General features: G+C 68.6%; 20 protein-coding genes. 16 read left to right on the forward strand and 4 right to left on the reverse strand.

Going from position 1 to position 17,344, the window contains the following annotated elements; genetic code table 11:
• The first annotated feature begins 329 nt into the window (after positions 1–329).
• From AB1281_RS12515 to AB1281_RS12525, 3 genes are read left to right on the forward strand one after another with little or no spacing between them, the layout of a single operon-like run.
• Complete coding sequence (locus AB1281_RS12515; protein ID WP_006456456.1) at positions 330–1,235, forward strand: segregation and condensation protein A; 906 nt, start codon at positions 330–332, stop codon at positions 1,233–1,235.
• Between the two features lie 13 nt (positions 1,236–1,248).
• Complete coding sequence (scpB, locus tag AB1281_RS12520; RefSeq protein ID WP_430346069.1) at positions 1,249–2,124, forward strand: SMC-Scp complex subunit ScpB; 876 nt, start codon at positions 1,249–1,251, stop codon at positions 2,122–2,124.
• Positions 2,117–3,751, forward strand: coding sequence for a pseudouridine synthase (locus AB1281_RS12525; RefSeq protein ID WP_014037827.1), 1,635 nt, complete (start codon positions 2,117–2,119; stop codon positions 3,749–3,751). Before scpB ends, AB1281_RS12525 begins: the two co-directional genes overlap by 8 nt.
• Positions 3,752–3,867: 116 nt before the next feature.
• Here AB1281_RS12525 and AB1281_RS12530 read toward each other — a convergent pair whose 3' ends face one another.
• The gene (locus tag AB1281_RS12530; RefSeq protein ID WP_430346070.1) at positions 3,868–4,656 is read right to left on the reverse strand and encodes an AraC family transcriptional regulator; all 789 of its coding nucleotides are present in this window, start codon (positions 4,654–4,656) and stop codon (positions 3,868–3,870) included.
• A gap of 90 nt (positions 4,657–4,746) precedes the next feature.
• Here AB1281_RS12530 and AB1281_RS12535 point away from each other — a divergent pair, with 90 nt between their 5' ends.
• Positions 4,747–5,874: an MFS transporter gene (locus AB1281_RS12535; RefSeq protein ID WP_430346071.1), complete on the forward strand. Its 1,128-nt coding sequence runs from the start codon at positions 4,747–4,749 to the stop codon at positions 5,872–5,874.
• Positions 5,875–5,969: 95 nt separating this feature from the next.
• Complete coding sequence (locus AB1281_RS12540) at positions 5,970–6,263, forward strand: hypothetical protein (RefSeq protein WP_014037830.1); 294 nt, start codon at positions 5,970–5,972, stop codon at positions 6,261–6,263.
• On the opposite strand, the gene AB1281_RS12545 is transcribed toward AB1281_RS12540, so the two are convergent.
• The 3 genes from AB1281_RS12545 to AB1281_RS12555 all read right to left on the reverse strand — a co-directional run bounded on the left by AB1281_RS12545 (position 6,250) and on the right by AB1281_RS12555 (position 8,757).
• Positions 6,250–6,684, reverse strand: coding sequence for a hypothetical protein (locus tag AB1281_RS12545; RefSeq protein WP_014037831.1), 435 nt, complete (start codon positions 6,682–6,684; stop codon positions 6,250–6,252). The genes AB1281_RS12540 and AB1281_RS12545 overlap by 14 nt on opposite strands.
• A gap of 103 nt (positions 6,685–6,787) precedes the next feature.
• A complete protein-coding gene (locus AB1281_RS12550; RefSeq protein ID WP_430346072.1) occupies positions 6,788–7,594 on the reverse strand; it encodes an amidohydrolase in 807 nt (268 codons plus the stop codon).
• A gap of 14 nt (positions 7,595–7,608) precedes the next feature.
• Positions 7,609–8,757: a pyridoxal phosphate-dependent aminotransferase gene (locus AB1281_RS12555; protein WP_197588090.1), complete on the reverse strand. Its 1,149-nt coding sequence runs from the start codon at positions 8,755–8,757 to the stop codon at positions 7,609–7,611.
• Between the two features lie 56 nt (positions 8,758–8,813).
• Here AB1281_RS12555 and ccmA point away from each other — a divergent pair, with 56 nt between their 5' ends.
• The 11 genes from ccmA (at position 8,814) to AB1281_RS12610 (ending at position 17,317) form a co-directional block, all read left to right on the forward strand.
• Positions 8,814–9,575 carry a heme ABC exporter ATP-binding protein CcmA gene (ccmA, locus tag AB1281_RS12560; RefSeq protein ID WP_430344892.1) on the forward strand — a complete coding sequence of 254 codons (762 nt, stop codon included), beginning with the start codon at positions 8,814–8,816 and terminating at the stop codon, positions 9,573–9,575.
• Entirely contained in the window at positions 9,572–10,267 is a 696-nt protein-coding gene (gene ccmB / locus AB1281_RS12565; RefSeq protein ID WP_006456616.1) for a heme exporter protein CcmB, read from the forward strand. Before ccmA ends, ccmB begins: the two co-directional genes overlap by 4 nt.
• A 43-nt stretch (positions 10,268–10,310) precedes the next feature.
• Positions 10,311–11,081 carry a heme ABC transporter permease CcmC gene (ccmC, locus tag AB1281_RS12570; RefSeq protein WP_430344893.1) on the forward strand — a complete coding sequence of 257 codons (771 nt, stop codon included), beginning with the start codon at positions 10,311–10,313 and terminating at the stop codon, positions 11,079–11,081.
• A complete protein-coding gene (gene ccmD / locus AB1281_RS12575; RefSeq protein WP_075677263.1) occupies positions 11,078–11,266 on the forward strand; it encodes a heme exporter protein CcmD in 189 nt (62 codons plus the stop codon). Before ccmC ends, ccmD begins: the two co-directional genes overlap by 4 nt.
• The gene (gene ccmE, locus AB1281_RS12580) at positions 11,263–11,724 is read left to right on the forward strand and encodes a cytochrome c maturation protein CcmE (protein WP_014647764.1); all 462 of its coding nucleotides are present in this window, start codon (positions 11,263–11,265) and stop codon (positions 11,722–11,724) included. Before ccmD ends, ccmE begins: the two co-directional genes overlap by 4 nt.
• A complete protein-coding gene (locus AB1281_RS12585) occupies positions 11,725–13,644 on the forward strand; it encodes a heme lyase CcmF/NrfE family subunit (RefSeq protein WP_075677261.1) in 1,920 nt (639 codons plus the stop codon).
• A gap of 8 nt (positions 13,645–13,652) precedes the next feature.
• The gene (locus AB1281_RS12590) at positions 13,653–14,270 is read left to right on the forward strand and encodes a DsbE family thiol:disulfide interchange protein (RefSeq protein ID WP_014037838.1); all 618 of its coding nucleotides are present in this window, start codon (positions 13,653–13,655) and stop codon (positions 14,268–14,270) included.
• A gap of 4 nt (positions 14,271–14,274) precedes the next feature.
• A complete protein-coding gene (locus tag AB1281_RS12595; RefSeq protein WP_014037839.1) occupies positions 14,275–14,724 on the forward strand; it encodes a cytochrome c-type biogenesis protein in 450 nt (149 codons plus the stop codon).
• Positions 14,718–15,707, forward strand: a complete 990-nt coding sequence (locus tag AB1281_RS12600) for a tetratricopeptide repeat protein (protein ID WP_430346073.1) — start codon at positions 14,718–14,720, stop codon at positions 15,705–15,707. The genes AB1281_RS12595 and AB1281_RS12600 overlap by 7 nt, the downstream gene beginning before the upstream one ends.
• 152 nt (positions 15,708–15,859) lie before the next feature.
• Positions 15,860–16,972 carry a homoserine O-acetyltransferase MetX gene (metX, locus tag AB1281_RS12605; RefSeq protein WP_119006534.1) on the forward strand — a complete coding sequence of 371 codons (1,113 nt, stop codon included), beginning with the start codon at positions 15,860–15,862 and terminating at the stop codon, positions 16,970–16,972.
• A complete protein-coding gene (locus tag AB1281_RS12610; RefSeq protein WP_430346074.1) occupies positions 16,973–17,317 on the forward strand; it encodes a DUF1294 domain-containing protein in 345 nt (114 codons plus the stop codon).
• The last annotated feature ends 27 nt before the right edge of the window (positions 17,318–17,344 follow it).

A 17,344-nucleotide genomic window follows, 5' to 3' on the forward strand; every position in this document is an offset into this window, starting at 1 on the left:
CCGGCCCTGTCCCGGCCCCGGCTGGACACTGGCGCGGCAAAGGCTTACCCTAGACTCCATTGCACGTGGCTGGATGCAGCAGCCCGTCGGTTTTTGCGGCCAACGCAGCCCCCGACGACCGTCCCGCTGCTTCAAACCGGACCACCCGGCCGGGCCACGTAGACGACCTCCCCGTAGTTCTGTCGCTGCCGTTTACTGCGGCGCGTCCTGCTGTTTGATATGTGTGGAATCGCGCCGATCCCGGCGTGTCTGGTGCCCTGGGGCTCCGTGGCGTTGGCCCGGCGAACCCGGTGCCGCGACTGGTCCGTTGCAATCCTGATCTCCATTAGATGACTTCCGAACTCGCGCTCGACGCGAACCCGCCAACCCGGCCGCCCGCCCCCCAGCAGCAGGAAATGCCGCTGGCCGTGGTGCATGGGCAACCGGTCCTGCAGATTCCGCAGGACCTGTACATTCCGCCGGACGCGCTGGAAGTCATCCTGGATGCCTTCGAAGGCCCGCTGGACCTGCTGCTGTACCTGATCCGCCGCCAGAACCTGGATGTACTGGACATTCCCGTCGCCGAGATCACCCGGCAGTACGTGGAATACATCACCGTGATGCGTGAGCTGCGCTTCGAGCTGGCGGCCGAGTACCTGGTGATGGCCGCGATCCTGGCCGAGGTGAAGTCGCGGATGCTGCTGCCGCGCCCGGTCAGCGAGGAAGGCGACGAGGCCGACCCGCGCGCCGAGCTGGTGCGCCGGCTGCAGGAGTACGAACGTTTCAAGCAGGCCGCCGAGGACATCGACGCCCTGCCCCGCCAGGACCGCGACACCAGCCTGGCACACGCCTTCATGCCCGAACGCGCCACGGTGAAGCTGCCGCCGCCGGTGGACCTGAAGGAAATGCTGCTGGCCCTGCACGACGTGCTCAAGCGCGCCGAGCTGTTCAGCGGCCACGCCATCAAGCGTGAGGCACTGAGTGTGCGGCAACGCATGGGCGAAGTGCTGGGACGCCTGGAAGACGGCAAGTTCTATCGTTTTGAAGGGCTGTTCACCGCTGAAGAAGGCAAGCTGGGCGTGCTGGTCACGTTCCTGGCTGTGCTGGAACTGGCCAAGGAACAACTGCTGGACATCGTCCAGGAAGAACCGCTGGCGCCGATCTACGTGAAGTCGCTGGCGGCCGGCAACACCAACGCCCCGCTGCAGTTCAGCAGCGAGTTCGATGACAACGACGCCGCCAATGCAGACGAGTGAGCGCTGACTGCCGATGGATCAATCGCTGATCAACCGCATTGTCGAGGGTGCCCTGCTGGCTTCCAGCCAGCCGCTCACCCTGGCCCAGCTGAAGGACCTGTTCCCGGAAGAGGAACCGGCACCGCCGGGCAGCATCGAACGCGCGCTGGAACGCCTGCGCGAAGCCTGCGAAGGCCGCGGCGTGGAACTGGTCGAGGTCGCCTCCGGCTTCCGCTACCAGGTCACCGGCGAAGTGCATGGCTGGATCAGCCGGCTGTGGACCGAGCGCAAGACCCGCTACACCCGTGCCACCCTGGAAACCCTGGCGCTGATCGCCTACCGGCAACCGATCACCCGCGGCGAGATCGAACAGGTGCGCGGCGTGGCGGTCAGCAGCAACATCATCCAGGCGCTGGAAGAACGCGAATGGATCCGCGTGGTCGGCCACCGCGACGTGCCGGGCAAGCCTGCCCTGTTCGGCACCACCAAGGGCTTCCTGGATTATTTCGGCCTGAAGCGGCTGGACGAACTGCCGCCACTGTCGGAACTGAAGGACCTGGGCGAGCTGGAACCGCAGCTGTCCCTGGACCGCGATGCACCTGCCGTCGCCGGTGCCGAGGGCCCGGACATCTCGGCCGGCGCCGATGGCGCTGCCGCGAACGATGACACCGGCCTGGCCGGCAGTGACACCCCTGATTCCGCCGATGCAGCCCCTGCGTCGGCCACCGATGAGCAAGCACCTTCGCCCCTCGATGATGGGCACCCCGATTCCGCGCCGGGCGAGCGCGCGGTGCCAGTGAACGAACGCGAAGACAACGCCGTCGCGATGACGACCGTGGCTGTTGACCAAGCCGATTCCGAACCAGAGGCCGACCTCGAAACCGTCGGCCGGAGCAAAACTGATGAGTGACACCCCCCGTAACAAGCTCTCGCTGAAGCGCGAAGCCACCTCCGAACAGTTCAAGCTGGAAGAGCGCCTGCACAAGGTGCTGGCCCAGGCCGGCCTCGGCTCGCGCCGCGCGCTGGAACAGCGCATCGCCGAAGGCCTGGTCAAGGTCAACGGTGAAGTCGCGCAGACCGGCATGTCGGTCAAGAGCGGCGACAAGATCGAACTGGATGGCCGCGGCTTCGTCGCCACCGCCCTGGCCGAGCCGTCGCGCGTGCTGGTCTACAACAAGCCGGAAGGCGAAGTGACCACCCGCGATGATCCGGAAGGCCGCCCGACCGTGTTCGAGTCGCTGCCGCCGCTGAAGGGCGCGCGCTGGATCGCCATCGGCCGCCTGGACATCAACACCACCGGCCTGCTGCTGGCCACCACCGACGGTGAGCTGGCCAACGCCATGATGCACCCGTCGTTCGAGGTCGAGCGCGAGTACGTGGTGCGCGTGCGTGCGCCGGAAGGCGAGGAAAAGGTCTCCGACGCCATCGTCGACCGCCTCACCCGTGGCGTCGCGCTGGAAGACGGCCCGGCCAAGTTCGATGAGATCGAACGCATCGGCGGCACCGATTCGCACGACTGGTTCCGCGTCGTGGTGAAGGAAGGCCGCAACCGCGAAGTGCGCCGCCTGTGGGAATCGCAGGGCTGCCAGGTCAGCCGCCTGAAGCGCACCCGCTATGGCAAGGTGAGCCTGCCGCGCGAACTGGCCCGCGGCCATTCGGTGGAACTGGGCACCGCGCAGGTTGAAGCCCTGCGCGCGCAGCTGAAGCTGGAAGAAGGCGCACCGTCGGCACTGACGCTGCAGCCGGTGATCGGCCAGCGCCGCGCCGCCAAGACCACCGTGCGCGTGCGCGAAGGTGGCCGTGGCAACGCCTACGTCAACGGCCACAACACCGCTGACGAAGGCCGCGAGCTGCGTCGTTTCGACAACGTCCGCGAAGACCGCGGCCGTGGTCGCGGCGGCAAGGGTGGCGGCTTCAAGGGCGGCCTGACGGTCAGCGGTGAAGCGGCAGCCAAGCAGTCGCAGAAGCCGTTCAAGCAGCGCGCCCAGAAGAACGATCGTTCGCTGCCGGAAGGCAATCCTGCGGCGTTCCGCACCTGGTACGTGCCGGATGGCGTGAGCACCGGCCCGAGCGGCCATCGCAACGCCGGTCCGGGCGCACGCGGCCCCGGTGCCCGTGGTCCGGGTGCAGGCGGCCAGGGCCGTCCGTACGGCAAGCCGAAGGGTCCGGGCGCTGGCGCCGGTGGCGGCCAGGGCCGTGGCGGTTTCGGTGGTGAAGGCCGTGGCGGCGCAGGCGGCCAGGGTCGTCCGGCCGGTGCCGGCAACCGCTCGCAGGGCCAGGGCAACAAGCACCCGTACGGTCATCCGGGCAACGCCCCGAGCTTCCCGTCCGACCACGCCACGCCGGGCTTCAACCCGTATGGCAGCCCGAAGCCGGCACAGGGCGCCCGTCCGGGCGGTCGCGGTCCGGGCGGCGGCAACCGTGGCCCGGGCGGCAATCGCGGCCCCGGCGGTCCGGGTGGCAACCGTGGCCCGGGCGGCCCCGGCGGCAACCGCGGTCCGGGCGGCCCGCGCCGCAGCGGCCCGCGCGGCGGCTGATCACCGGCCCCACTGAAATGAAAAACCCCGGCTCCGGCCGGGGTTTTTCTTTGAAAAGGGGACGGAGGGGATTAAGTCGCTTTTGCCGCGCTGTGTGTCGAAGGGGAGAAAGCGACTTAATCCCCTCCGTCCCCTTTTGCGTGGCGCTGGAAGGCGGCGGGCGTGGTACCGGTCATGCTGCGGAAGAATGCGATGAACGGGCTCTCGGCGGAAAAGCCGGTGTCCTGCGCCACATGCGCGACGCGATGGCCCAGCAGCAGCAACTCCATGGCCCGCATCAGTCGCCATTGCTGGCGCCAAGCCTGGTAGCCCATGCCGGTATCACGCTGCATCAACCGGCCAACGGTGCGCACGCTCAAGCCCGCACGCGCGGCCAGCTCGCCCAGTTCGGGCGGCAACTGCTCGGCCACTGGCAGGCAGCGCGCGATCCGTGGGTCGCGTGGTAGCGGCAGGTCCATCGGGGCCACCGGGGCGGCGGCGATCTCCAGCATGCACAACGCCAGTTGGTGGTGCGCACGCGGCGCCCGCCAGTCATGGTCGAACGGCGCCTGCGCGATCGGCTCCAGCAATGCCTGCAGCAGCGGACCCACGCCGATGATCGCTGGCTGCTGTGGCAACTGGGCCGACAGGGTGGCCTCGAAGTACAACGAACGGTAGTCGACCGCTAGGCGCATCTGCGCGCGATGGCGCAGCCCACCCGGAATCCACGCCGCGCGCGCGGGCGGCAGCAGGCTGATGCGGTCGCCGTAGGTCAGGCGCGTACAGCCTTGCCGGGTATACAGCAACTGCGCGCGTGCATGCTGGTGCCAACCCGAGTCGTGATCCGCCAGTGAGGCCGCGATGCCCAGCACCGGCGCGCTCCAGGCATCGGCATCGAAGTGCGCATCCGGCTGCAACCAGGCCATGTCTGATTTCATCCATTCAATGACAGGATAGATAGGGTGCGCCATCGCGGACACGACCACAATGCGCAGCCCTGTTCCTGGAGCGCCCGCATGTCGCGCCGCCTGTTGTTGCTCACCATCGCGCTGCTGATGTTCCCCCAGCTTGCGCAGACCCTTTACAGCCCTGCCCTGGCCGATCTGGCCGGGCGCTTCGCATTGCCCCCCGGCGCCGCCAGCCAGGCCATGAGCCTGTACCTGTTCGGTTTCGCCGCCGGTGTCCTGCTATGGGGGCGGATGGCCGACCATATCGGCCGTCGCCCTGCCCTGCTCTGCGGTCTGGCCGTGTTCGCACTGGCGGCCTGCGGCGGACTGCTGGCCAGCACGTTCGGCCAGGTCCTGCTGGCCCAGGCACTGGCCGCGCTGGGTGCGGCGACGGCCTCGGTGGTCACCCAGACCGTACTGCGCGACCACCTGAAGGGACCCGCGTTGGCGCAGGCGTTCTCGTGGATCGGCATGGCGTTGGCCCTGAGCCCGGCGATCGGGCTGGCACTGGGGGCATTGCTGGTTGCCAACCACGGCTATGCCGGCGTGCAGGCCGGCCTGCTGCTGATTGTCATCCTGCTGATGCTCGGATGCGCATCCGGCCTGCAGGAGAGCCGCCCTGCCGAAGTCGCGCACACGCCCCTGCTGCCACTGCTGCGACAACTGCTGCGTGATCGCTGGATCTGGTCACAAGCGCTGTTGGTGATGGCGTTCAACGTGGCCATGTACAGCTGGTACGCGCTGGGCCCGTTCGTGTTCGAACGCCTGCACTGGCCGCTGGCCTGGTTCGGCGCAAGCGGCGCGGTGCTGGCGTTGGGTTCGGCGCTGGGCGCATGGGGCAATGGTCGCCTGCTGCGCGCAGGCATTGCCTCCGCCACGCGCATCCGGCTCGCCGCAGGACTGGTGCTGGCCGGCGGGCTGTTGGCTGCTTTGCTGCGCAATCAACCGGCACTGGTCGCGGCGATGGTACCGGTGGTGGCCGGGTTTGGCCTAGCCATCCCCAATGTGCTGGGCCAGGCCCTGCGCGGATATCCGCACTGCCTGGGCAGCGCGGGCGCCCTGTTCGGACTGCTCTACTACCTCTTGATAGGCGTGGCGATGGCGGTGGTCGGTGCACTGCAACTGCTGGCACCGACACTCATCGTGTGCAGCCTGCTTGCATTGTGGTTGCAGCGGCCGCGCCCGGTTACGGTCTAGGAATTGCTGCAAAGACCGCGCACTGTGCGCTGCTTCCGGAATCAACGCCACTGCGCTGGCTATCGTGCGCGTTCTCCCCAACGAGGCAGATGCCCATGGTCACCATTACCGCCGAACAGGCGCGCGCCAACGCCGATGCCGCTACGCGTCCCATCGACCAGTACTACCGCGATCTCGACACGTCGATCCGGGCCGGCTCGGAGAATGGTCGCCGCTACATCGTGTTCGGCTTCAGCCAGGCACTGGCCAGCGAGCGGCTCGTCGAGGGCGTCGTCGCGCAGTTGCTGAACAATGGCTTCGAGGTCAAACAACTGCCCAGCGACGCCGAGCAGCATTACATCCGCATCAGCTGGGAAGGGACCCAGCCGGCCCCACTCAACGCCGGCTGATGGTGAAGGCGGCGCCGTCCACGCCCAGGTCCCAGCCCTTGCCGGTGCCGGACAGGGCCAGCGAGATGTCGCCCTTGGTCATCACCTGCGCATTGCTGGACTTCACGGCGCCCGCATGCGCGCCCACCGAGGCGTACGTGCCCAGCAGCTCGTTGACGCTCACGGCACCAGTGAAGCTGCCACGGCCATTGGTGATCTTCGACTTGCCCACGGTCAGGCCGCCGCCCTTCACTTCGATGCGCACCGGCAGGCTGGTGCCGTTGCTGCAGCTGACCGTGCCATTGCCGGAGGCGGTCTTGTAGATCAGTGACCAACCGGACAGGTTGTAGCGCAGCTGGCAATCGAGGTTGCCGGCAGCGTGCGCGGCCGGGGCCAGCGTTGCAGCGGACAGGGCCAGCAGCAGGGCGAAGGGCTTGTTCATGGCAGGACTTCCAGTTCGGTCGGACTGCCGGCGAATCTAGCAGCGCGCGCGTGCACGTTGGATGCACGCGCGCGCGCTGGTGCAACGGCGTTCAGGCCGTTGCTCAGGCCTGTTCGTCCAGGTGGAAGGCATCGGCATCGAGCATCGCCGGGAAGCGCGCGCGGTGCGCGGCCAGCGCCTCGGCCGAGATGGTGGTGGTGACCACCTGTTCGCGTTCGCGGATCTCCACCTGCGGCTGGCCGAGGAAGTCGATCACCGCGCTGTCGCCGGCGTAATGCAGCTGGTTGCCGTCCACGCCGACGCGGTTCACCGCCGCCACGAAGCACAGGTTCTCGATCGCCCGCGCACGCAGCAGGGTCTTCCACGCATAGGCGCGCGCCGACGGCCAGTTGGCGACGAAGATCTGCAGGTCGAAATCCAGCTGCTGCGGACGCTCCACATTGAAGCGGTTGCGGCAGAACACCGGGAAACGCAGGTCGTAGCAGACCTGCGGATTGATCCGCCAGCCTTTCCATTCCACGCTCAGGCGCTCACGGCCGGCGGCATAGCGTTCGTGTTCACCGCCGTAGCGGAACAGGTGGCGCTTGTCGTAGTACTGCAGGTCGCCATCGGGCGTGGCGAACAGCAGGCGGTTGTAGACGCCCTCGCCCTCGCGCAGCTGCACGCTGCCGATCACCGCTGCGTTCAAGGCCCTGGCCTGTTCACGCACCCAGGCCACGGTCGGACCGTCCATGCCTTCGGCCTGGGCGATGGCGTCGTTGGAGAAGCCACTGGTGAAGGTCTCCGGCAGGATCACCAGGTCGGTGGTGCCGGCCAGCGGCGCCAGCAACGCACCGTAGTAGGCGCGGTTGCCCGCCGGGTCATGCCAGCGGGTGTCACCCTGGACGAGGGAAATGCGCAGGTCCTGCATGTCCGTGCCTCCGCTCACAGCAGGCGCAGGCGTTCGATCGCCGCGTCCATGGTCGCTTCGTTCTTGGCAAAGCACAGCCGCACCAGGCGCTGGCCAGCCGGCGGGTTCTCGTAGAACGGCGACAGCGGGATGGCGGTGACGCCCTTCTCGATGGTCAGCCACTTCACGAACTCGTGATCCGGCAGGTCACTGATGGCCGAGTAGTCGACCAGCTGGAAGTAGCCGCCTGGCACCGGCAGCGCTTTCAGCCGGGTGCCGGCCAGCTGCTCGCGGAAGCGGTCGCGCTTGGCCTGGTAGAACGCGCCCAGCTCCAGGTGATGCTCGGGCTCGTCACGGATCATCGCGGCGAAGCCGTACTGTGCGGGGCCGAAGCTGGTGAAGGTGTTGTACTGGTGCACCTTGCGGAACTCGGCAGTCAGCGCCGGCGGGGCGATCGCATAACCGATCTTCCAGCCGGTGCAGTGGTAGGTCTTGCCGAAGCTGGAGATGACGAACGCGCGCTCGCGCAGTTCCGGGTAGCGCAGCGCCGATTCGTGGCGACGGCCGTCGTAGATGATGTGCTCGTACACCTCATCGGAGATCAGGTAGATCTGCGTACCGCGCAGCAGCTCAGCCAGCGCCTGCATGTCCTGCGCCGACAGCATCGCGCCGGACGGGTTGTGCGGGGTATTGACGATCAGCATGCGGGTGCGCGGGGTGATCGCTGCGCGCACGCGGTCCCAGTCGACCGCGAACGTCTGCGGATCGAGCGACACATGCACGGCCCTGGCGCCGGCCAGGTCGATCGCCGGTTCGTAGCAGTCATACGCCGGGTCGAGCACGATCACTTCCTCGCCGGCACGCACCACGGCGTGGATGGCGTTGAAGATGGCCTCCGTGCCGCCGCTGGTGACGGTGATCTCGCTGTCCGCATCGACCTGCGCGCCGTAGCAGTCCAGCGCCTTCTGTGCGATGGCCTGGCGCAGCGGCGCCACACCGGTCATCGGCGGGTACTGGTTCAGCCCGGCGGCCATCGCCCTGGCGGTCTCGTCGATCAGGCGCTGCGGCGCCGAAAAGTCCGGGAAACCCTGGCCCAGGTTGACCGCGCCGTGTTCGGCGGCGAGCTGGGACATCACGGTGAAGATCGTGGTACCGACCTTGGGCAGCTTGGTGGTGGGTTGCATCGGCCTGGGCTGTGGGGGAACAAGGGATCCGAGTTTACGCAATCCGCGCGACGGTAGTGCCGGCCGCTGGCCGGCTACCTCGGCCCACGCGACTGGCACCCTGGGGAATTGCCGGCCAGCGGCCGGCACTACCGCAGGCATTCACCGCTACAATTGCCGCCGCACTCCGGCATGAAGACCTTTGCCCCTTGAACACCCCTGCATTGCTGGCCGCCAGCGGCCTGAGCTTCTCCCGCAATGACGAGCCGGTGTTCGGCCCGCTGGACTTCCATGTGGATGCCGGCGAAGCCCTGCTGGTGCAGGGCGGCAATGGCGCCGGCAAGACCACCCTGCTGCGCGTGCTGGCCGGCCTGGCCCGGCCCGGTGCTGGCCAGGTGCGGATCGACGGCAAGCCGGCCAGCAATGCCGAGCGCGCGCGGTATGTCGCCTACCTCAGCCACCTGCCGGCGCTGAAACCGGACCTCGGCACGCTGGAAAACCTGCATTTCCTGTGTGGCCTGCACGGACGGCGTGCGCGGCAGATGCCCGGCAACGCGCTGGCCATCGTCGGCCTGGCCGGTTATGAGGACACCCTGGTACGGCATCTGTCGGCTGGACAGAAGCGGCGGCTGGCACTGGCGCGCATCTGGCTGTCGCCGGCACCGCTGTGGCTGCTGGACGAGCCCTACGCCAACCTCGACCTGGATGGCATCACCCTGGTCAACCGGATGATTTCGGCGCACCTGCGCGCCGGAGGCGCTGCGTTGGTCACCACCCATGGCGCCTATGCCGCACCGCCGGTGCGCACCCGCCAGCTCGACCTCGGCGGTGCCGCATGATCGCGCCGGGTACGGAACCGGGCCTGTGGCAGACCGCGGGCGCCCTGCTCAAGCGCGACCTGCGCCTGCTCTGGCGCCGCCGCGGCGATGCGCTGCAGCCGCTGCTGTTCGCGGTGCTGGTGGTGGTGCTGTTCGCGTTGGCCCAGGGCCGCGAACCACAGCTGCTGGCCGCCACCGCCGGCGCGGTGCTGTGGCTGGCCGTGCTGCTGGCGGGGCAGCTGTCGCTGGATTCGCTGTTCCGTTCCGACGCCGAGGACGGCTCGCTGGAACAATGGCTGCTGGCGCCGGTGCCACTGGCCTGGCTGGTGCTGGTGCGCGTGCTGCTGCATTGGGCCACCACTGCGCTGCCGCTGATCGTGGTCAGCCCGCTGCTGGCCGAAATGCTGCATCTGCCGCATGACCAGCTGCCGATGTTGCTGGCATCGTTGCTGCTGGGAACACCATTGCTGAGCCTGATCGGTGGCGTGGTCGCCGCGCTGACCGTAGGCATCCGACGCTCTGGTATTCTCGTGGCGCTGCTGTCGTTGCCGCTGTACGTGCCGGTGCTGGTGTTCGGTGCAGGCAGCCTGGCGGCAGCCGGACGCGGGCAGGATCCGGTCGGTGCGCTGCTGATGCTGGGCGCCGGCCTGCTGGTCGCGCTGGTGCTGGCGCCGCTGGCCACTGCCGCTGCAATACGTATTTCTCTGAGTTGACCGAGCTGAGAGCCAATCCACCCCTGCTGGATAGCCGCCACGCATGAATCCGATTGTCCGCTGGTTCCACCAACTCGGTTCGCCCCCCACGTTCGACCGTTTCGCTGCCCGCTGGTCGCGGGTGTTCTACCTCGCGGCGGTGCCGGTGCTGCTGGTCGGCATGTGGCAGGCGCTGCTGGTGGTGCCGCCGGAAGCCAAGCAGCTGGACAGCTTCCGCATCCTCTACATCCACGTGCCCAGTGCCTGGATGAGCCTGTTCGTGTTCGCGCTGATGGCGCTGTATGCGGCCATCGCGCTGATCTGGCGGATCAAGGTCTGCGAGATCCTGGCCATGGCCTGTGCGCCGATGGGCGCCGGCTTCACCCTGATCACCCTGTTGACCGGCAGCATCTGGGGCAAGGGCACCTGGGGCACCTGGTGGGACTGGGACCCGCGCATGACCAGCGAGCTGGTGCTGCTGTTCCTGTACCTGGGCGTGATCGGCCTGTACCACGCCATCGAGGACCGCCGCAGCGCCGCGCGCGCGGCGGGCCTGCTGGCCATCGTCGGCGTCAGCCTGCTGCCGGTGATCCGCTACTCGGTGGACTGGTGGGGCGGCCTGCACCAGCGCCAGTCGATCAGCGTGTTCGGTGAATCGGCGATCAGCAGCACGATGATCGCGCCGCTGTGGTGGATGGTGATCGGCACCAAGTTCTGGTTCGCCGGTTCGGTGCTGGCCAAGGCCCGCGCCGACAATCTCGACCGCGAGGCCGGCAAGGCCTGGGTCGGTGGTCGCGTCGATGCCGAACGCCCGGCCCGGGAGGCCCAGCCATGACCCACCTGCCCTATGTGATCGGCGCCTACGCCGTGTTCGTGCTGGTGCTCAGCGCCGATGCCATCGGTTCGTGGCTGCGCCTGCGCGTGGCGCGTCGGCTGGCACTGGCCCGGCAGCAACGGCAGCAGACCCGCGCCGGCAGGCAGGACGCAACGGCGCCGTTGTCGACGGAGCTGGAACGATGACCCCGGTACAGCGTCGCCGCCTGGTGTGGGTGCTGCTGGCCCTGCTCGCCTCCGGCCTGGCCACCGCGCTGGTGGCGATGGCACTGGAGCGCAACATCGCCTACCTGTACACGCCTTCGGAAGTGCTGCGCGGCGATGTCGATGCGCAATCGCGCTTCCGCCTCGGCGGCATGGTGGTGAAAGGCTCCTTCAACCGACCGGTCGGCTCGCTGGAGGCACGCTTTGAAGTGACCGACGGCGACGCGCAACTGGCGGTGACCACGTCGCGGATCCTGCCGGACATGTTCGCCGAGGGCACGGCGGTGGTCGCCAGTGGCCGACTGCAGGACGGCACCTTCGTCGCCGACGAGGTGCTTGCGAAGCACGATGAGAAGTACGTGCCGAAGGAAGTGGCCGACAAGATGGGCGACGCCCATCGCAAGCACGACGTGCCGGTGACGGCACCCGAGGTACGCTGAGTGTTGCCCGAACTGGGTCAGATCCTGCTGCTGTGCGCGTTGCTGGCCTCGCTGCTGCAGGCCGGCCTGCCGCTGGTCGGCGCGCAGCGCAACAACACCGCGTGGATGGCGGTGGCACGACCAGCCGCGTTCGCGCAGCTGCTGCTGGTCGCCGGCGCGTTCGCGGTGTTGACCGCCGCGTTCGTGCAGCAGGACTTCTCGGTGCGCTACGTGGCCGAGAACTCCAATTCGCTGCTGCCGATGGTCTACCGCTACTCGGCGGTCTGGGGCGCGCACGAGGGCTCGCTGCTGATGTGGGCGCTGGTGCTGGCGCTGTGGACCGGCGCGGTGGCGCTGTTCTCGCGGCACCTGCCGGCGCCGGTGCAGGCGCGCGTACTGGCGGTGATGGGCGTGGTCAGCGTCGGCTTCCTCGCCTTCCTGATCTTCACCTCCAACCCGTTCCTGCGCCTGAACCCGGCACCGCTGGAAGGCCGCGACCTCAATCCGCTGCTGCAGGACCCGGGGCTGATCATCCATCCGCCGATGCTGTACCTGGGCTATGTCGGCTTCGCGGTGCCGTTCGCATTCGCGGTTGCCGCACTGCTGGAAGGCCGCGTCGACGCACGCTGGCTGCGCTGGACGCGGCCGTGGACCAACGTCGCCTGGGGGTTCCTGACCCTGGGCATCGCGCTGGGCAGCTGGTGGGCCTATTACGAGCTGGGCTGGGGCGGCTGGTGGTTCTGGGACCCGGTGGAGAACGCCAGCTTCATGCCCTGGCTGGTCGGCGCCGCGCTGATCCATTCGCAGGCCGTCACCGAAAAGCGTGGCACCTTCGGCAGCTGGACCCTGCTGCTGGCGATCGCCGCCTTCGCGCTGTCGCTGCTGGGCACGTTCCTGGTGCGCTCCGGCGTGCTGACCAGCGTGCATTCGTTCGCCGCCGATCCCTCGCGCGGCCTGTTCATCCTGGTGTTCCTGTCGGTGCTGGTGGGCGGCAGCCTGCTGCTTTACGCGTTGCGTGCCAGCCAGCTGAGCGTGGACGCCGACGATCCGCGCCGTGGCTTCACCGCCACCTCGCGCGAGACCCTGCTGCTGGCCAACAACCTGCTGCTGGCCACCGCCTGCGCGATGGTGCTGCTCGGCACGCTGTACCCGCTGCTGGCCGATGCGCTGTCGCTGGGCAAGATCTCGGTCGGACCGCCCTACTTCGGCAGCCTGTTCCTGCTGCTGATGGCGCCGATGATCCTGCTGCTGCCGTTCGGCCCGCTGGTGAAGTGGCAGCGCGACCAGCCTTCGCGCGCGTTCGCGCTGCTGGCACCGTGGCTGGGGCTGGCGCTGCTGCTGGGCGCGCTGGCGTGGTGGCAGGCGCCGCAGAACGGCTGGAAGGCCGGCATCGGCGTAGCCGCTGCGGCCTGGGTCGGGCTGGGTACCGCGCGCTTCGTCTGGCAGCGCCTGCGCGGCAATGGCCGCTTCACCGCCGAGATGCTCGGCATGATCGTCGCCCATGCCGGCATCGCCGTGTTCCTGGCTGGGGCGCTGCTGGTTGAAGCGTTGAACGTGCAGCGCGAGGTGGCACTGGCACCGGGCCAGCAGCTGGTGATCGGCCGCCATGAAGTGCGCTTCGAGGGCGTGGACCATCGCGAAGGGCCGAATTTCATCGCCGACCGTGGGCACCTGCGCGTGTTCCGCAACGGCCGCGAGCTGGCGCTGCTGCATCCGGAGAAGCGCCAGTACGCCAGCGGTGGCCAGGTGATGACCGAGGCCGGCATCGATGCACGCTTCGATGGTGATGTCTACGTGGCATTGGGCGAGCCGCTGGGCAACAATGCATGGGCGGTCCGGGTGCACATCAAGCCGTTCGTGCGCTGGATCTGGCTGGGCGCGCTGCTGATGGCCCTGGGCGGATTCATCACCGCCGCCGACCGCCGTTTCCGTCGTCCGTAGGAGTTCCCATGTCCGAGTCCCCCGCCCCGCGCCCCTCCCGCCCGCTGCCGCCGGTAGCCATCGTGATCGGCGTGCTGTTCTTCTTCGGCCTGCTCGGGCTGATGATCTACGGGGTGATGAAATCGGGTGATCCGCAGCGCGACGTGCTGCCGTCGGCGCTGATCGACAAGCCGGCGCCGGCGTTCGCGCTGCCGGTGCTGCACGACCCGGAAATGATCGTGCACAGCGACGACCTGCGCGGCGCGCCCTACCTGCTGAACGTGTGGGGCAGCTGGTGCGCGGCCTGCCGCGAAGAACACCCGGTGCTGACCCGGTTCGCCGAGAGCAAGCGCGTGCGCGTGATCGGCTACAACTGGAAGGACGACCCGACCGACGCGCTGCACTGGCTGGAACAGCTGGGCAACCCGTTCATGGTGGTGCTCAGCGACGTCGAGGGCCGCACCGCGATCGACTGGGGTGTGACCGCCGCACCGGAGACCTTCCTGGTCGATGGCAGCGGCATCGTGCGCTGGAAGTACAGCGGTGCGATGACCCAGCGCGTGGTGGACGAGAAGCTGATCCCGGCGCTGCAGAAGATCGAGAAGGCCCAGGCCAGTGCCGGCAACACCCTGCATACGGCGCCCTGAGCCCATGCGCTGGCTGCTGGCGCTGCTGCTCCTGATGCTGCCGCTGGCCGTGCTGGCCCAGCAGCCGCTGCACGATCCGCAGCCCCTGCAGTTCCGCGATGGCGCCGAAGAGCGTCGCTTCCATGACCTGGCCGCGCAGCTGCGCTGCGTGCAGTGCCAGAACCAGTCACTGGCCGATTCCAACGCGCAGATCGCCCAGGACCTGCGTCGCGAGGTGCTGCAGCTGATGCAGCAGGGCCACGACGACGCGCAGATCAAGCAGTTCCTGGTCGCCCGCTACGGTGAGTTCGTGCTCTACCAGCCGCCGTTGCAGCCGGGTACCTGGCTGCTGTGGGGCGGCCCGCTGCTGGTGCTCGGCGCGGGCGCACTGGTGGTACTGGGCATTGTCCGCCGCCGTGGCCGCGCGGTCGCCGCCGTGCCGGCCAGCAAGGCCGATGAGGGAGACGGATGGTGAGCCATTGGCTGCCGATGCTGGCTGGGCTGGTGGCCGCGCTGATGGCGGCGCTGGTGCTGTGGCCACTGCGCCAGCATGGGCGCCGCAGTTTCGTGGTGGGCGTGCTCGCGCTGGGCGTGGCCGGTGCCTGCCTGTATCTGCTGGTCGGTGATCCGCGTGCAGCACAGGTACAACCGACGCCATCGGTAGCCACCCTGCGCGATGGCGTGCAGGCCCTGCAGGATGCACTGAAGCGCGACCCGCAGCGGGCTGATGGCTGGGCGCTGCTGGGCCGGTCGCAGGCCGAACTGGGCAATGTCTCGGCCGCGGCAGACGCCTTCGCGAGGGCCGCCGCATTGGCACCGGACGATCCGGGCGTGCTGGTGGAAGCCGCGCAGGCGCGCGCGCAGGCCGATGCCGGCAAGCAGTTCGATGACACCGCGATGGCCTGGTTGCAGCAGGCCCGTGCGCAGGCACCCGATGCCGAGCGCGCCAGCTGGCTGCTGGGCATCGCGCTGCGCCAGCGCGGAAAGAATGCCGAGGCCGCGGATGTGTGGAGCGGCCTGTTGCCACGACTGGAACCGGGTGCCGCGCAGGCGCTGCAGGCACAGATCGCCATCGCCCGCGAGGCCGCCGGCCAGGCGCCCGATGCTACCGCTGCAGCGCCACCAGCGCTGCTGCAGGTGCGTGTGCAGCTGCCTGCGCTGAAGAACGCCGAGTGGCCCGCCAGCACCCAGGTGTTCGTACTGGCCCGCGCCGTGGGCGGACCGCCGATGCCGGTGGCCGCACGCAAGCTGCCCCTGGCCGGTTTCCCGGCCACGGTCGGGCTGGGCGACGGTGACAGCCCGATGCCGACCGCACCGCTGTCGGCCCATCGCGAAGTGGAGGTGCTGGCACGCATCTCGCGCAGCGGAAGCGCCAACCGCAGCGAAGATGACCTGCAGAGCGTTCCGGTGAAGGTGAGCCTGCCGCATGAAGGCGTGGTGGAACTGCGGTTCCCCTGACGCTCCGCAGGTAGTGCCGGTCGCTGGCCGGCAGCCACGCGGGCGCATCACGGTTCATGAGGTTGCCGGCCAGCGGCCGGCACTACCGGGTGCATCGCCGATGGAAACCAGCGTGTCGCCAGCTCCACATGCGGCCCCGCTAGAATGACTGCATGACCGAATTCATCCCGCCCGGCACCCGCTTCCACGCCCTGCCCTCGCCCTTCCCGTTCAAGCGCGGTGGCGCCCTGCATGGCGCACGCGTGGCCTATGAAACCTGGGGAACGCTGGCGGCGGACGCCAGCAATGCGATCCTGATCGTGACCGGCCTGTCGCCGGACGCGCATGCAGCGGCCAACGAGGCCAACCCGGCACCGGGCTGGTGGGAAGGCATGGTCGGCCCCGGCAAGCCGATCGATACCGATCGCTGGTTCGTGGTGTGCGTGAACTCGCTGGGCAGCTGCAAGGGCTCGACCGGCCCCGCTTCGCTCAACCCGGCGAGCGGTGAGCCCTATCGCCTGGACTTCCCCGAGCTGTCGATCGAAGACGGCGCACGCGCCGCGATCGAAGTCGTGCGTGCACTGCGCATCGAACAGCTGGCCTGCGTGGTCGGCAATTCAATGGGCGGCATGACCGCACTGGCGGTACTGATGCTGCACCCGGGCATCGCGCGCAGCCACGTCAACATTTCCGGCAGTGCGCAGGCACTGCCGTTCTCGATCGCGATCCGCTCGCTGCAGCGCGAGGCGATCCGCCTCGATCCGCGCTGGAATGGCGGTCGCTACGACGATGCGGAATACCCCGAGTCCGGCATGCGCATGGCGCGCAAGCTGGGCGTGATCACCTACCGCTCGGCACTGGAATGGGATGGCCGTTTCGGCCGCGTGCGGCTGGATTCGGACCAGGCCGACGACGATCCGTTCGGCCTCGAATTCCAGGTGGAAAGCTATCTGGAAGGCCACGCACGGCGCTTCGTGCGCTTCTTCGATCCGAACTGCTACCTGTACCTGAGCCGCTCGATGGACTGGTTCGACCTGGCCGAGTACGCCGACGGCGACGTGCTGGCCGGGCTGGCGAAGATCCGGGTGGAGAAGGCACTGGCGATCGGCGCCAACACCGACATCCTGTTCCCGGTGCAGCAGCAGCAACAGGTCGCCGACGGCCTGCGTGCCGGCGGTGCCGATGCGCGCTTCGTCGGACTGGAATCGCCGCAGGGCCATGACGCCTTCCTCGTCGATTTCGAGCGTTTCGGCCCGGCCGTGCGCGGCTTCCTCGACGCGCTGTAAGTGGCATGGCGGCGTAATCTCGCGGTGGCCGCATTCGGCGCGCTGGCCGCCTTGATGATCAGCGGTGTGCTGCCGCTGTGGCTGGGTGGCTGGTGCCTGCTGGCCAGCGCGGTGTCGTTCGGGCTGTATGGCCACGACAAGCGCGCGGCACAGCGAAAGCAATGGCGGATTCCCGAGCGCACCCTGCAGCTGCTGGCCTTCGCCGGCGGTTGGCCCGGCGCGCTGCTGGGCCAGGCGCTGTTCCGCCACAAGCACCGCAAAGCCGAGTTCCAGTGGGTGTTCTGGCTGTGCGTGCTGGCCAACGTCGCCTCGATCGCGGTGATGCTGCGCGAGTTTTCGCGGTAACCCTCGCAATCGGTAGTGCCGGCCGCT

Source organism: Stenotrophomonas sp. NRRL B-14846, from assembly GCF_050473585.1.
Classification (GTDB): Bacteria; Pseudomonadota; Gammaproteobacteria; order Xanthomonadales; family Xanthomonadaceae; genus Stenotrophomonas.

What these genes read in the sequence shown, in the direction of transcription:
- ccmD (WP_075677263.1), top strand. Translation starts at nt 11,078, where the DNA reads ATGACCCACCTGCCCTATGTGATCGGCGCCTACGCCGTGTTCGTGCTG.
- AB1281_RS12530 (WP_430346070.1), bottom strand. Translation starts at nt 4,656, where the DNA reads ATGGCCTGGTTGCAGCCGGATGCGCACTTCGATGCCGATGCCTGGAGC.
- ccmE (WP_014647764.1), top strand. Translation starts at nt 11,263, where the DNA reads ATGACCCCGGTACAGCGTCGCCGCCTGGTGTGGGTGCTGCTGGCCCTG.
- AB1281_RS12555 (WP_197588090.1), bottom strand. Translation starts at nt 8,757, where the DNA reads ATGCAACCCACCACCAAGCTGCCCAAGGTCGGTACCACGATCTTCACC.
- AB1281_RS12535 (WP_430346071.1), top strand. Translation starts at nt 4,747, where the DNA reads ATGTCGCGCCGCCTGTTGTTGCTCACCATCGCGCTGCTGATGTTCCCC.
- AB1281_RS12595 (WP_014037839.1), top strand. Translation starts at nt 14,275, where the DNA reads ATGCGCTGGCTGCTGGCGCTGCTGCTCCTGATGCTGCCGCTGGCCGTG.
- AB1281_RS12550 (WP_430346072.1), bottom strand. Translation starts at nt 7,594, where the DNA reads ATGCAGGACCTGCGCATTTCCCTCGTCCAGGGTGACACCCGCTGGCAT.
- AB1281_RS12545 (WP_014037831.1), bottom strand. Translation starts at nt 6,684, where the DNA reads ATGAACAAGCCCTTCGCCCTGCTGCTGGCCCTGTCCGCTGCAACGCTG.
- AB1281_RS12540 (WP_014037830.1), top strand. Translation starts at nt 5,970, where the DNA reads ATGGTCACCATTACCGCCGAACAGGCGCGCGCCAACGCCGATGCCGCT.
- scpB (WP_430346069.1), top strand. Translation starts at nt 1,249, where the DNA reads ATGGATCAATCGCTGATCAACCGCATTGTCGAGGGTGCCCTGCTGGCT.
- AB1281_RS12600 (WP_430346073.1), top strand. Translation starts at nt 14,718, where the DNA reads ATGGTGAGCCATTGGCTGCCGATGCTGGCTGGGCTGGTGGCCGCGCTG.
- AB1281_RS12515 (WP_006456456.1), top strand. Translation starts at nt 330, where the DNA reads ATGACTTCCGAACTCGCGCTCGACGCGAACCCGCCAACCCGGCCGCCC.
- AB1281_RS12590 (WP_014037838.1), top strand. Translation starts at nt 13,653, where the DNA reads ATGTCCGAGTCCCCCGCCCCGCGCCCCTCCCGCCCGCTGCCGCCGGTA.
- metX (WP_119006534.1), top strand. Translation starts at nt 15,860, where the DNA reads ATGACCGAATTCATCCCGCCCGGCACCCGCTTCCACGCCCTGCCCTCG.
- AB1281_RS12525 (WP_014037827.1), top strand. Translation starts at nt 2,117, where the DNA reads ATGAGTGACACCCCCCGTAACAAGCTCTCGCTGAAGCGCGAAGCCACC.
- ccmB (WP_006456616.1), top strand. Translation starts at nt 9,572, where the DNA reads ATGATCGCGCCGGGTACGGAACCGGGCCTGTGGCAGACCGCGGGCGCC.
- ccmC (WP_430344893.1), top strand. Translation starts at nt 10,311, where the DNA reads ATGAATCCGATTGTCCGCTGGTTCCACCAACTCGGTTCGCCCCCCACG.